General features: G+C 66.5%; 10 protein-coding genes. 3 read left to right on the plus strand and 7 right to left on the minus strand.

The window, feature by feature from the left end:
* On the minus strand, positions 1-747 hold the full coding sequence (locus ACMDW7_RS14730) for a GNAT family N-acetyltransferase (protein ID WP_377303090.1): 747 nt from the start codon (positions 745-747) through the stop codon (positions 1-3).
* 310 nt (positions 748-1,057) lie between these two features.
* Here ACMDW7_RS14730 and ACMDW7_RS14735 point away from each other — a divergent pair, with 310 nt between their 5' ends.
* Positions 1,058-2,791, plus strand: coding sequence for a DUF1800 domain-containing protein (locus ACMDW7_RS14735; protein WP_377303088.1), 1,734 nt, complete (start codon positions 1,058-1,060; stop codon positions 2,789-2,791).
* 10 nt (positions 2,792-2,801) lie between these two features.
* Positions 2,802-4,145 carry a DUF1501 domain-containing protein gene (locus ACMDW7_RS14740; protein WP_377303086.1) on the plus strand — a complete coding sequence of 448 codons (1,344 nt, stop codon included), beginning with the start codon at positions 2,802-2,804 and terminating at the stop codon, positions 4,143-4,145.
* A gap of 200 nt (positions 4,146-4,345) precedes the next feature.
* On the opposite strand, the gene ACMDW7_RS14745 is transcribed toward ACMDW7_RS14740, so the two are convergent.
* The 3 genes from ACMDW7_RS14745 to ACMDW7_RS14755 form a co-directional block, all read right to left on the minus strand.
* Positions 4,346-5,731 (minus strand): esterase-like activity of phytase family protein, encoded by a 1,386-nt coding sequence (locus ACMDW7_RS14745; RefSeq protein WP_377303084.1) that lies wholly within the window; start codon positions 5,729-5,731, stop codon positions 4,346-4,348.
* A gap of 39 nt (positions 5,732-5,770) precedes the next feature.
* Positions 5,771-6,454 (minus strand): histidine phosphatase family protein, encoded by a 684-nt coding sequence (locus ACMDW7_RS14750; RefSeq protein WP_377303082.1) that lies wholly within the window; start codon positions 6,452-6,454, stop codon positions 5,771-5,773.
* A gap of 629 nt (positions 6,455-7,083) precedes the next feature.
* Positions 7,084-10,239 (minus strand): alpha-1,6-glucosidase domain-containing protein, encoded by a 3,156-nt coding sequence (locus ACMDW7_RS14755; RefSeq protein ID WP_377303080.1) that lies wholly within the window; start codon positions 10,237-10,239, stop codon positions 7,084-7,086.
* A 438-nt stretch (positions 10,240-10,677) separates the two neighbouring features.
* On the opposite strand from ACMDW7_RS14755, the gene ACMDW7_RS14760 reads away from it, so the two are divergent.
* Positions 10,678-10,899, plus strand: a complete 222-nt coding sequence (locus ACMDW7_RS14760) for a DUF1161 domain-containing protein (RefSeq protein ID WP_377303078.1) — start codon at positions 10,678-10,680, stop codon at positions 10,897-10,899.
* Positions 10,900-10,910: 11 nt separating this feature from the next.
* Here the strand turns inward: ACMDW7_RS14760 and ACMDW7_RS14765 are convergent, their stop codons facing one another.
* The 3 genes from ACMDW7_RS14765 to ACMDW7_RS14775 are packed head-to-tail and all read right to left on the minus strand — an operon-like array spanning position 10,911 to position 14,369.
* Positions 10,911-11,651, minus strand: coding sequence for an ABC transporter ATP-binding protein (locus tag ACMDW7_RS14765; protein ID WP_377303076.1), 741 nt, complete (start codon positions 11,649-11,651; stop codon positions 10,911-10,913).
* On the minus strand, positions 11,641-13,458 hold the full coding sequence (locus tag ACMDW7_RS14770; protein WP_377303074.1) for an ABC transporter permease subunit: 1,818 nt from the start codon (positions 13,456-13,458) through the stop codon (positions 11,641-11,643). The genes ACMDW7_RS14765 and ACMDW7_RS14770 overlap by 11 nt, the downstream gene beginning before the upstream one ends.
* On the minus strand, positions 13,455-14,369 hold the full coding sequence (locus ACMDW7_RS14775) for a branched-chain amino acid ABC transporter permease (RefSeq protein ID WP_377303072.1): 915 nt from the start codon (positions 14,367-14,369) through the stop codon (positions 13,455-13,457). The genes ACMDW7_RS14770 and ACMDW7_RS14775 overlap by 4 nt, the downstream gene beginning before the upstream one ends.
* Positions 14,370-14,384 lie beyond the last annotated feature (15 nt).

Consider the following 14,384-nt stretch of genomic DNA (forward strand, 5'->3'; position numbering starts at 1 on the left):
TCAGCTGATGCCGTGCGTGAACTCGCGCGCATCCTTCACCTGGGCTGAGGACGCGCCTGCCAGCTGCCAACCCGGCCAGGCCGCCTGGCTGGTGATGCGCATGGCCTGCAGCCAGCTGCGGGTGAAGGTGTCGGTGAGCTGCTGGGCGACCTGCCAGGGCTGCATCCAGTGGTAGAGCGCGGCGGTGGGTGAGTGTTGGGCCGGCGCTGGCTGCGCAGTCTGGGCGGCCACCGCGGGCGGCGCGTCCTCGATCATCAGGTAGCCGTGCGCGTCCGAGCCCTCGCACTGCACCTGCATGCCGGCGGCACGGGCCAGGGCGCGCATCGGCGTGTTCTCGGCCAGGCAGCTCACATACAGGCGGCGGTAGCCAGCGTCGCGCGCATGGGCTGCGGCCGCGGCCAGCAGCGCCAAGCCCAGCCCGCGCCGACGAGCGACCGGCAGCACGCTCACACCCAGCTCCATGGCACTCATGTAGGGCGCCGCCTCGGCCAGGGCGATGAGCTGGCCCTGCCCGTCGAAGGCGCCGAACAGCACCACGGGGCGCCGTGCGATCTGGTCGCAATGGGCAAGCACGGCGGCGTCGCTGGCGAAGTGGCCGAAGCGGTAGAGCCGATCGGAGTCCGGCAAGGCGAGATAGTGCGCGCGGATGGCGGGCAGATCCTGCAGGTCCAGCGTGCGCAAGGCTTGCTGCACGGCCGGTACGGGCGCTTGCGTGAGCGGCTGATTGAGCGGGTCGTCGTTCGGCATGGTGAGCCTCCTGAAGGCACGGTGTGCGGATGGCGCAACCGTTCTCACGCAGTGTATGTAGCCAATGCTGCTTTGCAACACAAACCGATGAACTCCTCCATGTTTCATAGGGGCAAATGAGCGCAACCATCATGGTGCATTGCACCAATGTTGCGCATTTCGGGTTTGCGTACGTGACTTACACGCCGTAACCCGTGGCGACTGGCGATGTGCTTTCCATGCACTTAGCGTTCGGTCATGCGTGAAGACCGCGGCCCGAACCGCCCGCGCGCATGCATCCGTACACCTGCCACGCAGGGAGGCCACAACAATGAATCAGGATTCCACTCAACTCACCGCGGGCCCGCGCCTGCAGCGCTGGGCCCAGGCCGCGCTGCTCGCGCTGGCCGTCATCGGCATCGCGGCCTGCGGCAGCGGCGGTAGCAGCCCGCCGCCCCCCGGCGCCAACGCCCTGTCGGCCACTCGCCCGGCCGCGCCGGACGTGTCCGGCAAACCGAGCTTCGAGGACGCCGCGCGCTTCGTGGCGCAAGCCACCTTTGGTGCGCGTTCGCTGGACGACATCGAGTACGTGCGCAACAACGGCTACGAAGCCTGGCTCTGGGATCAGTTCCGCGCGCCGGCCGCCTCGCACATGGCCTACATCAACAGCCAGCGCGCGCGCGAGCGCAGCCGCGACTTCCCGCTGGGCCGCTACACCGAGGAAATGAGCTACGAAGCCATGTGGCAGCAGTGGCTCTACGGTGATGACCAGCTGCGCGCCCGCGTGGCCTTTGCGCTGACGCAGATCCTGGTGATCAGCAACGTCTCGCCGGAGCTGCGCGCCGAGTCGATGTCCAGCTACATGGACATGATCAACAAGAACGCCTTCGGCAATTTCCGCCAGCTGCTCGAGGAAGTAACCCTGCACCCTGCGATGGGCTACTACCTCAACATGATCCAGAGCGAGAAGGAAAACGCGGGCAAGGGCACCTACCCGAACGAGAACTACGCCCGCGAGATCCTGCAGCTGTTCTCCATCGGACTGGTCAAGCTGAACATCGACGGCTCCATGCAGCTGGACGCCAACGGCCTGCCCCAGCCCGCCTACGACGAAAACGTGGTCAAGGGCTTTGCCCGCGCCTTCACCGGCTGGAGCTTCGGCAACGCCGGCACCAACTTCTACATGGGCGAGAACGAAGGCGACTGGACCCAGCCCATGAAGGGCTTCTCGAACAAGCACGAACCGGGCGACAAGCAACTGCTCGATGGCTACGTGCTCAAGGGCAGCACCTCGCCCGAGGCCAGCATGAAGACAGCGCTGGACCAGATCTTCGCCCACCCGAACGTCGGCCCCTTCATCAGCCGCCAGCTGATCCAGCGCCTGGTGACGAGCAACCCGAGCCCGGCCTACATCCGCCGCGTGGCCACGGTATTCAACGACAACGGCAGCGGCGTGCGTGGCGATCTCAAGGCCGTGGTGCGCGCCATCCTGGTCGATGCCGAGGCGCGCGATGTGAGCGTGACCGCGTCGGACACCTTCGGCAAGCAGCGCGAACCCGTCATCCGCTTTGCCAACTTTCTGCGTGCCACGGGCGCCAAGAGCAAGAGCGGCATCAACCAGATCCACTGCCTGGACAGCTCGGACAACGGCCTGGGCCAGAGCCCCCTGCTCTCGCCCACGGTGTTCAACTTCTTCAGCCCGAGCTATGCCGCACCCGGCCCGATCGCCGACCGCGGCCTGACCTCGCCGGAGTTCCAGATCACCACCGAGACCTCGGTGGTGGGCAGCCTGAACTTCTTTGCCAGCCTGTTCAACAGCGGCGGCTACGGCAGCGGCGACCACCGCCTGGTGATGGACTACTCGGGCCTGCGCAATCTGGCCGGCGATGCCAACGCCCTGGCCGATCACCTGAACAAGCTGTTCTACCTGGGCGCGATGACGCCGGAGACACGCAGCACGCTCACCACGGCCATCAACGGCATCGATGCCAACAACCGGGACGCGCGGGTCAAGGCTGCGCTGATCCTGACGGCGATTGCGCCGGACTTCGTGATCCAGAAATAAGGGGCCCATCATGGAACGCAGAGACTTCTTGAAGGGCATGGGCAGCGTCGGCATCGGCGCCGCAGGGCTGGGCGCATGGTCCGATCTGGTGTCGCAGGCGCATGCCGCCACGGGCGAGGACTACAAGGCCATCGTCTGCCTGTTCATGTTCGGCGGCAACGACTCGAACAACATGGTCATTCCCTACGACGATGCGCGCTACGCCAAGTACGCCACGGACCGCCGGGCAATCGCCATCCCCAAGGCGCAGGCCCTGCCGCTGACCATCAACGGCGCCACCGACTACGCCCTGCACCCCAACATGACGGGCCTGCAGAACCTGTTCAACACCGGCAAGGCCGCCATCGTCGCCAACGTGGGCCCGCTGTTCGAGCCGATCACGCGCGCCCAGTGGCAGGCCGGCCAGGGCCGCCGCCCGGAGAACCTGTTCTCGCACAGCGACCAGCAGCTCCAGTGGCAGACGAGCTCCAGCATGATGGCCACGCGCAGCGGCTGGGCCGGGCGGATTGCCGACATGATCGCCGCCAACAACGGCGCCAATGCCGGCTACACGGCCCTGTCCCTGTCGGGCAACACGCCCTTCCTGACCGGCGACCGCTTCCAGCCCTACAAGGTCTCGGCCAGCGGCAACTTCGGCTTCGACTTCTACAACCCCAGTGGCAACGATCCGCTGTCCAAGGCCATCACAGCCACGCTGACGCGCCAGAGCAAGCATCTGTTCGAGCAGCAGTGGACACGCACGGTGACGCGCTCGATCGACAACCAGCGCATCCTGACCTCGGCGCTAAAGAACAGCACGATCACCACGCCCTTCCCGAACACGGGGCTGGCCACGCAGCTGTCGATGGTGGCCAAGCTGATCGCCGCGCGCGGCCAGCTGGGTCTGAAGCGCCAGGCCTTCTTCGTGTCCATCGGCGGTTTTGATACGCACGGCAGCGACCACTACAACAGCCACGGCAACAGCATGGGCCAGGTGAGCGCGGCCATCACCGCCTTCACCAACGCCATGACCGAGCTGAATCTGTCGGAGAACGTGACCCTGTTCACGGCCAGCGACTTCTGCCGCACCTACCGCCCCAACGGTGACAACGGCACCGACCACGCCTGGGGCGCGAACCACTTCGTGGTGGGCGGCGCAGTGAACGGCGGCCAGATGTACGGCAAGTTCGCCGACCTCACCGTCAACGGCCCGGACGACACCGACACCGGCCGCTGGATCCCGACCACCAGCGTGGATCAGATGAGCGCGACAATCGCCAAGTGGTTTGGCGTGTCGGCCGGCAACATGGGCACCGTGTTCCCCAACATCGGCCGCTTCGCCAGCGCCGACATGGGGTTCATGAAGGCGATCTGAGCCGCGCCAGCAGCGCTAGAAGCCAAAACGGCCGAAAGACAAGGTGTCTTCCGGCCGTTTTTCTTTGTTTTTATCAATTTCTACGGCCGATGCATCCGGAGATCCGCTTGTCGCATGCGGCAAGCAGGGAACCCCCGGATTATCAAATGACGGCTGCTTTCGAATGATTTTTTCGTCCGATTCAGTACCAGGCAAACCGTTCAGCGTGCCCGCAACAGCTCCGGCACACGCAGCAGGATCACCTCGTTGGCTTCATTACGGCCGAACTCGCGTGCCTGTGCCACGCCCAGGTTGTTGTCATTGAGCACGGCGATGTGCTCGGCATCGATGATGTCCAGGCCTTCGATGCACCAGTGCGGGAAGGTGAACTTCCCTGCGGCACCGCCCATGCGCGCCACGCCCTTGGGGTCGTTGATGTCCAGCAGATCGATGTAGCCGATCTTGCGCACGAAGCCGCCCGCATCCAGGTTGGTGGTGTCGATCTTGTAGATGCGCTTGAAGCGTGCCGGCACGTTGAAGCAGTCCTCGCGCGCCGGGCCGTTGCAGGCCTGGGCCGGGGCGCCCTCGCCGTTGTCGCGCTCGATCACCAGGGCGGTGGTGGCGTCGATGAAGTTGAAGTCGCCGATGTTGTTGCCGGCCTGCTCCAGCGCATAGCGCATCACGCGGCCGGTGTAGGCGAGCTTCTCCGTATCGAATTCGAGGATGCGCACCGTCTCCTTGCCTTCGCTGCTTTCCCAGGCGCGCGCCTCGGCGTTCCAGAGCGGCCCCTCGAGCATGGGGTAGAGAAAGCGGCCGTCGCTGCTGGCGGCCATGCCCTCGAAGCCGCGCGAGCGGCGCACCGGCGTGGCAAAGTTGCCGGGCGTGGCTGGCGCGATGCTGGTGAAGTGATCCGGCGAACGCAGGAGCTGGCCGTCCACCCGGGTCTCGAACACGCCGGTCACCTTGCCGTTGCGGTCGGCGCGGATCAGGTAGGGGCCGAATTCGTCGCCCAGCCAGATGGCATCGCCGATGACCTGGATCGACTCGATGTCGAAATCCGCACCCGTCAGATAGCGCTTGTTCGTGGCGGCGTTGACGATGTTGAAGGGCACGCGGCCGTCGGGGTCGTGCAGGAAGATCGTGCGCAGGCGCTTGAATTCGCCCGTTTTCCAGTCCGGGCGCATCTGGTGGAACATCAGCATGGCGTCCGGTGAATTGGCGCGGCTGCCGAAGCCGTTGTCCGAGGGTACCCACAGCGTGCCGTCCTTGGCCGCCTTGATGCCCGAAAAGCCCTGCACGGGCTGGCCCTTGAAGGGCGCGTCCATGCCGGTGGGGCGTGGCGCCTTGGGGTCAGACAGGAAAGCCACGCCGCGGATGCTGCCCGGCTCGTCGCGCCGGCGCATGTCGCTGTGCATGAAGCGGCCGGACAGGCTCAGGTTGGCGGGCGCGTCCTTGGGCGGCGCAATGAAGGTGGCCGCCGGCAGGACGGCATGGCCTTCGAGGACGGCGGGGAACACCGCCGGGGCGGGCGTCTGTGCGGTGGCCAGGCCGGCCAGCAGCAGCCCGGCGCAGGCCGAGGCCGCGCGCGTGAAAGACAGATGCGTCATTGCAAGCTCCTTGCTGTGAGACCTTGAGTACGGGGCGGCTTACAGCTCGTTGAGCTTGGTGGTGGGGATCATCTTCCAGATGGCGGTGCTGCCCGAGGCGCTGATGTCGATGCGGTAGATCTCGTCATTGCCCTGGTTGATGGCCGACGCGCCAGTCTGCGGCGGCACACCGATCAGGTGCGAGACGATCAGCGGGTTGATGCCGCCATGGCCGACGATGACCACCGTGCCGCGCGGCGTGCGCTCGCGGATGGTCTTCAGGGCTGCTTCGGCACGGCGCGACTGGCTCTCCAGGGTCTCGCCGCCCTCCATGTCGTCGGTCCAGCTGAAGCGGCGCTTGTTCCAGTCGGCCACGATCGCCGGGTCCTTGTCGTTGGCGCCTTCGAACTTGCCGAAGAAGCGCTCGCGCAGCTCGTCCATGGCCACGATGCGGGTCTTGCCCTCGAAGACGGCGGCGGTCTGGGCGGCGCGCTGATGCGAGCTGGTGTAGACCGTGTCGATCTTCACATCGGCCAACAGGCGGCCAAGGTTGGCAGCCTGCTCGCGCCCCGTCGCGTTGAGCGGGTTGTCGGTGCCGCCCTGGATGCGGCCTTCGCGGTTCCAGTCGGTCTGGCCGTGACGTACCACGTATACGGTGAGCTGGGCATGGGCCGCGGCAGACCACAGCAGGGAAACAGCGACAACGGCCGCGAGCAGCAGCCCGTGGAGCGGGTGACGGGTCATGAATAGTCCTTTCAGCGTGCGGTGCGCACCCTGCTGGGTTAGTAGCGCGGTAGGCCGGCGCAGGGGTGCCCGGCAGCAAGGCCGCCGCCTCGCGCGGATGACGCGCAGACGCCGATGCGGCCCGCTGCGCAGTGTTTGCCTAGTGCATGACGTCGGAGTGACAGGACCACGTCGCTGATGTGACGCCGGAGCGCACGCTTACCCGCAGAAACACCGGGCAACGCGACGACGCTGCGGCTTGCGCGCGTGGCGTCGTGAACACCACCGCGAAAGGTCGACGGCGAGGTGGATAAAGAGAACGCCACCACTGTGGGTCAAGGGCACGGTGGATAAAAAGAACGCCACCGCTGCAGGTCGAGAGCACGGTGGCGCAAAAGAAAACGCCACCGCGCGTGCGCGGTGGCGTGAAGCCAGGACCGGTTGTACGGGCGGGTAGCCCCATGTCACCCCCAAGGGGATCGTTGGTGACGCCGAACCTGGAAAGACCCTCGTTTCCCCGTTGATCTGTGCGGCCTCTGTGGCGCGCTGCGCTCGGGCGCCTGTGTTCAGCGCCTCGCCTGCGCAGCCTGCCGGACCGGCTCTCTTCCTCCCTCGTTGTCCTGTCTGATCCGTCTGCTGAGTCTGCCGGCTTACTGCACGAACACGGCCACCGTGCGGCCGGGCACGGTGAATGTGCCGGTGCCGGACGTGAAGGTGGCTGTCTTCACACGCGCATCCGCACCGGCCGCCTGCACTGGATGCAGCGCGAGCGCACGGCCCTGCGCTGCCGCATGGCTGAAGCTGCTGGCGTTCTTGTTGGCGTTGATGAGCACGTAGACGGCCTGGTACTTGGCATCGCCACAGTTGCCGCCGCCCGCCTTGCTGCCGGCAATCCGCATGACCACGAGGCCCGTCTGCGAGGCGCTGCCCTGGTCCGGGAAGCTGACGCAGGCCTTCACGTCAGTACCGGTGCCCAGGCGGAACATGCTGGTGTCCTTGCGGACCTTGAGCAGATCGATGAAGGCGTCACGCGCGGCGGCGATCTCTGCGCCGCTGGGCTTGATGGCGGTGTTGGCCAGATAGGTGCCGATCAGGGTCCAGTTGTCCTGGTTCTTCTCGGCGCTGGGCAGGCCCATCTCGCCCCAGTAGTTGGTGCTGGCGGTCCAGTCGATGCGGTTGAACCAGTCGCCGGCGTTGTAGCTGTCGCGGTCCATGCTCTTGCTGCGCAGCAGCTCGTCACCGGCATGGATGAACGGAATGCCCTGGCCCATCAGCACCGTGCCCAGCGCCACCACCTGCGCCCGCGCACGTTCTGCGGCGGTGGTGGCCGTGGGGTGCTTGAACTGGGACATGTCCCAGAGCGTCTCGCCATCATGCACGCCGGCGTAGTTGATGACCTCGATGGGGTCCTGCGTGAAGCCGGCCTGCTGGCCGCCGTAGTCGTAGTCGCGCGCGAGCTTCCCGTTGAGTGTGAAGTCCCGCACGCTGCCCGCCAGACCGAGGCGGATGATGTCCTGCCAGTAGGCGGCGTTGGCGGCATCGCAGGTGGCGCTGGCATTCACGTCATAGCACTGGCCGCTGGCAAAGCCCTGGTTGCGCACCATCGCCGTGCCGGTATCGAAGGGGCCGCCGCCGCGAATGGCGTCGCGGATGCGGTCGCTGAAGCTGCCCACGCCCGTACCGGCCAGGTTGGCCTGGCGTGCCTGATCGAACAGACGGTCATTGACCACTTCACCGAAGTTCCAGGCCTCACCGTAGTAGTACAGATTGCGGCCGGCCGCAGCGTTCACCACCTGCTGAAGGCGGACGATGCCGCTCTTCGGGTGATGACCCATGATGTCGAAGCGGAAGCCGTCGATCTTGTAGTCACGCGCCCAGATGACTGCGGTGTCGATCATCAGCTTTTCCATCATCATGAACTCGGGCGCGGTGTTCTCGCAGCAGGTGGAGTTCTCGATGTAGCCGTCGCCGTTGAGGCGGTAGTAGTAGCCGGGCACGATGCGGTCCAGGAAGCTGCCGGCGGTGTGGTTGTAGACCACGTCCATCACCACGCGCAGACCGGCGGCATGCAGGCCCTGCACCATGGCGCGGAACTCGCGTACGCGCACGGTGCCGTCGGCGGCGTTGCTGGCGTAGCTACCCTCGGGCGCGGCGTAGCTGCGCGGGTCATAGCCCCAGTTGAAGCAGTCGGCGTCCTTGGCAGCGGCCACGGCGGCCTGCGGGCCGGTGTCGGTGGCGGATGTGGCTGCAGGAATGGTGGGCGTCGTACAGCCGCTCTCATTGACGCTGGAGATGTCATTGAGCGGAAGCAGATGCACATGGGACAGCCCCGCCTGCGCCAGACGGCGCAGATGCTGCATGCCGTTACTGCCACTTTCGGTGAAGGCCAGGTACTTGCCGCGGTTGGCGGCGCTCACGGTGCTGTCATTGGCAGAGAAATCGCGCGCGTGCAGCTCATAGAGCACGACATCGGCGTTACTGCCCAGCGGCGGGATCGCATGGGCGTCCCAGCCCGTCGGCTTGAAGGCGGCCGCAGAAATGTCTGCCACCATCGCAGCGCGCGAGTTGGCATTGAGCGTGAGCGCATAGGGGTCGACGACCTCGCTGGTGACCACCGCCTTGCTGCGCCAGTCCCAGGCGCGCACGTTGTAGGTGTAGTAGGCGCTGTTGGTCAGGGCCTTGTCGCCAGTGAGGCTCCACACGCCGGTGGCTGCATCCAGGGTCATGGCGGTAGTGGCGCCGCCCGCGATCTTCAGCTCCACTGCCTGTGCAGTGGGCGCCCACAATCGGAAGGTGGGCGTACCGTCCCCGGCAAAGCTCACGCCGAGCGTCTGATTTGCCGCCGCGGCATAGGCCTCGTCGAGCACGCCCTGGATCTGCAGGTGCGTCGCCTCGGCAGGTGTCGTGCCGGCAAAGCGCACCGCCACCAGCTGGCCCTTCATGAGCGTCTTGATCTGATCACGCGCCGCCTGCGGCACGCTGAGCGGCAGACCTGCGGCCTTGGCGCGGAACTTCGTCTGCAGATCAGCCGGCAGGGTGCCGGGCGTCAGATCGAAGCTGAGATCTGCCCCCACCACACCGCTGGCCCGCACCTCGATGCCGCCGTTGGCTGCGTAATAGAGCTTGTAGCTGTTGCCGCTGGCGGTCTGGTTGGGCCAGACCATCGTGCCCGCAGCCAGCCACACGGCGCGCGCGTGGGCCATGGCCAGCGAGGTGGTGGCATCCAGGCTGGTGAACACGCGGCAGTCGCCCTGCTTGAGCCAGATCTCCTGGCCGATCGTGGCGATGTTGGCGCTGAAGGTGATGGCGCGGTCGCAGTCCGGATCCTTGTCCGCGGTGGTCGCGCTGGTGGGCTTGTTGAGAACGAAGTCCATCTTGCCCTTGGTGGGGTCGATGGTGATGTCCACGTACCTGCCGTAGCTATCGGTCTGGTCAAACTCCCAGCGCGGGCTGCCCGGCCAGCCGGCCGAGGGCGTGGTCGGGCCGTTCCATGAATACACACCCCAGCCGGTGTAGGTGTTGTCGGTGCGCTGGTAGTGCACGCGCATCAGGTTCGGCCCGATGTTGGCCGGCGGCGGGGGCGGAGGAGGTGGCGGGGGCGGCGGGGGTGGCGAGGGTGTGGGTGCGGGCGCGGATGAACCGCCACCACCGCCGCCGCCACAGGCCGTCAGACCGCCCAGCCCGACCACCAGCAGACTGGCCACCACCGCAGCACGTGCGGCACTGCCGGCCAGATGCCAGGACGAACGCATTCCCTCCGGTGCCGGCGCTGCAGTAGCGGCCGGCCCACCCACGAGCCTGTCCATGCTGTCTCCTCCGTCACCACGGTTCGGGCGCTGCAGCCCGCCAGGTGCGACTTTCTTGTATGCGTCGCGGACAATGGGCCTCGCGACATTGCGGCGGATACTAGTGAAGTAAAACTACACGGTCAACGACAAAACGAGGGTTTCAGGGGCGTGATCGATCTCGAAACGTCGAACTAAAACTACATTTTCGGGTGTAGCGTCAGGTGAGTCTTGGCAATCGCCATACCGCTGTGCGGTGATGGCGCCCTGGTCGACGCGCGTGTCGCGACTCAGCGGGTGGCCGCGCGCCCTCGACACGGTATGTCGGCCCCTTCGGGCTTCGGTGCTGTTGATGAGCGCGCCGAATCGGCAGTCGGCTCGAAGCGTCCCGCGTTTGCGCGAGCCGCGTCAGCGCAGGGCGCTGCATACACTCGACCGGTACCCGCCACGGAGGCACACATGAAACACATCGCCCTGCTCATCGCCGCACTGACCCTCGCGCCCCAGGTGCTGGCCAAGCCCTGCGAGGAACTCAAGACCGAAATCGCCGCCAAGCTCGACGCCAAGGGCGTGAAGAACTACACGCTCGAGGTCGTCCCGGCCGATCAGGCGGGCGACAAGAAGGTCGTGGGCAGCTGCGAGGGGGGAAAGAAGAAGATCGTCTACGCGAAGAAGGCGTAGTTCAGGCGCCTTCAGACACCGAGCAGGCGCTCCAGCGCATCCGTATTCCGCGCCAGCTCGGCCGAGCGCCCTTCAAGCGCCACCCGCCCCTTCTCCAGCACCAGCGCCCGATCGGTGTGCGCCAGCACGGCGCGGGCGTTGCGGTCCACGATCAGGATCGCCAGGCCGCTTTCGCGGATTAGGCTGACGATCTGCCAGATCTCGCGCACCACGAGGGGCGCCAAGCCTTCGGTGGCTTCGTCGAGCAGCAGCACGCGCGGGTGGGTCATCAGTGCGCGGCCGATCGCGAGCATCTGCTGCTCGCCGCCGGAGAGCTGACCGCCGACATGGCTGATGCGTTCGGCAAGGCGCGGAAACGTGGCCAGCGTCTTGTCCAGGGTCCAGACGCTTTCGCCCTGCGCGGGCGCTCGCGCCGCCATGAGCAGGTTCTCGCGCACGGAAAGATTGGCGAATATGCCCCGCCCTTCAGGCACATAGCCCAGACCGAGGCGCGCAATGCGCTCGGGGCGCGCGGCGCTGATGTCCTGCCCCCCGAGGCGAATGACACCGCGCTGCTGACGCAGCAGGCCCATGAGCGCCTTCATGAGCGTGGTCTTGCCCATGCCGTTGCGCCCCAATAGACCCACGCTCTCACCAGCAGCCAGCTGGAAGCTCACGCCCTGCAGCACATCGCCGCTGCCGTAGCCGGCATGCAGGTCCTGCACCTCGAGCAGCGCGAGTTTGGCGCCTTGGGCGGCGTGATCAGGCGTCATGGAAGTCCTCGCCCAGGTAGGCGCGCTGCACTTCAGGATGCGCGCGGATGGCGGCGGGCGTGTCGCTGGCAATCACGCGGCCCTCGACCATGACGGTGATGCGGTCGGCAATGCGGAACACGGCGTCCATGTCGTGCTCGATCAGCAGGATGGCGTGGTTGGGCTTGAGCGAGCGCAGCAGCGCGAGCATGCGCTCGGTTTCCTCGGCGCCCATACCGGCGAGAGGTTCATCAAGCAATAGCACCTGCGGTGCAGTGGCCAGGCACATGGCGATCTCAAGCTGCCGGCGCTGGCCGTGGGAGATGCTGCTGGCCGTGCGCTGCGCCACCTCGCTCAAGCCCACCTGCGCGATGCAGGTGTGCGCGCGCGCGAGCAGTGCGGCGTCCTGCATGGCGGCCGCGCCGATGCGCCAGGGCGCCGGATCTGCGGCCTGCGCGGCCAGGCGGACGTTTTCCAGCACGGTGAAGTCGGCGAAGACGGTGCTGCGCTGATAGGTGCGGCCCAGGCCGGCGCGCGCGCGTTGCGGCTGCGCGATGCGCGTGACATCCGTCCCAAGCAGTTCGACCCGGCCATCGCTGGGCGGCAGCTCGCCTGCGAGCACGTTCACCAGCGTGGACTTGCCGGCGCCATTGGTGCCGATGACGGCGTGCACTTCGCCGCGCTTGAGTTCGAGCGAGACATCGCTCACCGCCACCAGTCCGCCGAAGCGGCGGGTGATGCCTTGGGCGCGCAGCAGCGTGGCGTCCATCGACGGGGCTTTCCGCTTGTCTGGCGCGGCTTTCCAGCCACTTTGCCCTGAAGAAGCGCTTGAATGCTCGATCTGTGCTTCATTGTCCGGGCCTGGAGCGGGCGCAAGCCGGTCCAGCAGCCCCGCCAGCCCCTTGGGCATCAAGGCCACGCAGGCAATGACCGTGGCGCCCATCCAGAGCTGCCAGTGCTTGCTGGCCTCGCCAATCAGCGCCTGGGACTGGAACGCGTCCTTGAGCAGCAGATAGGCCGCTGCGCCCAGCACGGCACCGCGCAGGCTGCCTAGGCCGCCGAGGATCAGCATCACCAGCACCGTGCCGCTGGTGTGCCAGCCGAGCATCTCGGGGTTCACGTAAGCGTCCTTCACGGCCCAGAGAAATCCCGCCAGCCCGGCGACTGCGGCAGACAACACGTAGGCCGCCAGCTTGTACGCAAAGGTGTTGAAGCCCAGGGCACGCATGCGCTGCTCGCTGGCCTTGATGCCGGCCAGGGCGCGGCCGAAGCGGCTGCGATTGACCAGCGCCAGCCCCACCAGCACGGCCACCAGCAGCGCAAAGCAAAAGCCGTAGAACACCGGCGCACGATCCAAGTCCAGCGCACCCGTTGCGGGCTTGAGGTTCATGTAGATGCCGTCCGTGCCACCGCCCAGGGGCGTGTCATGGAACAGGTAGTAGGCCATCTGCGCAAAGGCCAGCGTGACCATGATGAAGTACACGCCCTGGGTACGCAGGGCCAGCGCCCCGGTGACAAGCGCAAAGCCGGCAGCGGCCAGCACAGCCAGCGGCAGCAGCACGATCAACGCACCCGGCGCATCGGCAGGCGAAGCCAGCACGGCCACATAGGCCGCAATGCCGAAGAAGGCCGCGTGCCCCAGACTCACCAGCCCCGTTCGGCCCACCAGCAGATCCAGCCCCGCCACGAAGATGGCGTAGATCATGACTTTCACGGCGAGGTCCGTGCCGTAGCGGCCGAACACAAAGGGCACGATGGCGAGCAGCACGAGCGCGATCAGCAGCGGCGCGGCGCGCAGGATTGTTTGAAGCGTGAAGCCGCGCTTCACTTCCCTGCCCCGCCCATGCTGCTGCCAAACAGCCCCTGCGGCTTGATGAGCAGCACGGCTGCCATCAACACATATACGAGCACGCCGGCCGCCTGCGGCAGCAGCACCTTGCCAAAGGTGTCGACGAAGCCGATGAGCAGCGCTGCGACGAGTGCGCCCTTCACCGAGCCAATGCCGCCGATCACCACCACCACAAAGCTGATGATCAGGATCTGCTGGCCCATGCCGGGAAAGGCCGTGGTCACGGGCGCGGCGACCATGCCGGCCAGCGCCGCCAGCGCCACGCCGGCCGCAAACACCAGGCGATAGAGCAGACGAATATCCACGCCGAGCGCGGCCACCATCTCGCGGTTCATGCTGCCCGCGCGGATCTGCATGCCCAGCCGCGTGCGCGTGAAGACCCAGGCCAGCCCGAGCACCGCCGCCAGGCACACGGCGCTGATGAACAGGCGATACACGGGGTAGCTCAGCACTTCGGTCAGCGCCACGCTGCCGGCGAGAAACGCCGGCGCCGGCACGCTGTAGACGTCATCACCGATCAGCAGGGAGCGCAGCTCCTCGAACACGAGGATCAGCCCGTAGGTCATCAGCACCTGCTGCAGGTACTCGCGCTCGTACAGGAAGCTGAAAAAGGCCCATTCCAGCAGCAGGCCGATGAGCACGGCGATCACAAGGCCGATGGCCAGCACCGTGAAGAAGCCGCCACCGAAGGACGAAGTGAACCAGTGCGCATTCACCCAGGGCGCCAGGCCATAGGCCAGGTAGGCGCCCATCATGTAGAAGCTGCCGTGGGCAAGGTTGATCACGCCCATGATGCCGAAGATCAGCGTCAGCCCCGCAGCCACCAGGAACAGCAGCAGGCCGTACTGCACGGCATTGAGGCACTGGATCAGGAAGGACGCGAGGTCCATGTTGGTAGCGACCTC

Origin of the sequence: Piscinibacterium candidicorallinum, assembly GCF_047549485.1 — a bacterium.
GTDB classification, from domain to species: Bacteria; Pseudomonadota; Gammaproteobacteria; order Burkholderiales; family Burkholderiaceae_C; genus Piscinibacterium; species Piscinibacterium candidicorallinum.

Excerpts from the sequence above, each read along its gene's own strand:
- ACMDW7_RS14740 (WP_377303086.1), top strand. The coding sequence starts at position 2,802 with ATGGAACGCAGAGACTTCTTGAAGGGCATGGGCAGCGTCGGCATCGGC.
- ACMDW7_RS14745 (WP_377303084.1), bottom strand. The coding sequence starts at position 5,731 with ATGACGCATCTGTCTTTCACGCGCGCGGCCTCGGCCTGCGCCGGGCTG.
- ACMDW7_RS14755 (WP_377303080.1), bottom strand. The coding sequence starts at position 10,239 with ATGGACAGGCTCGTGGGTGGGCCGGCCGCTACTGCAGCGCCGGCACCG.
- ACMDW7_RS14775 (WP_377303072.1), bottom strand. The coding sequence starts at position 14,369 with ATGGACCTCGCGTCCTTCCTGATCCAGTGCCTCAATGCCGTGCAGTAC.
- ACMDW7_RS14760 (WP_377303078.1), top strand. The coding sequence starts at position 10,678 with ATGAAACACATCGCCCTGCTCATCGCCGCACTGACCCTCGCGCCCCAG.
- ACMDW7_RS14730 (WP_377303090.1), bottom strand. The coding sequence starts at position 747 with ATGCCGAACGACGACCCGCTCAATCAGCCGCTCACGCAAGCGCCCGTA.
- ACMDW7_RS14735 (WP_377303088.1), top strand. The coding sequence starts at position 1,058 with ATGAATCAGGATTCCACTCAACTCACCGCGGGCCCGCGCCTGCAGCGC.
- ACMDW7_RS14750 (WP_377303082.1), bottom strand. The coding sequence starts at position 6,454 with ATGACCCGTCACCCGCTCCACGGGCTGCTGCTCGCGGCCGTTGTCGCT.
- ACMDW7_RS14765 (WP_377303076.1), bottom strand. The coding sequence starts at position 11,651 with ATGACGCCTGATCACGCCGCCCAAGGCGCCAAACTCGCGCTGCTCGAG.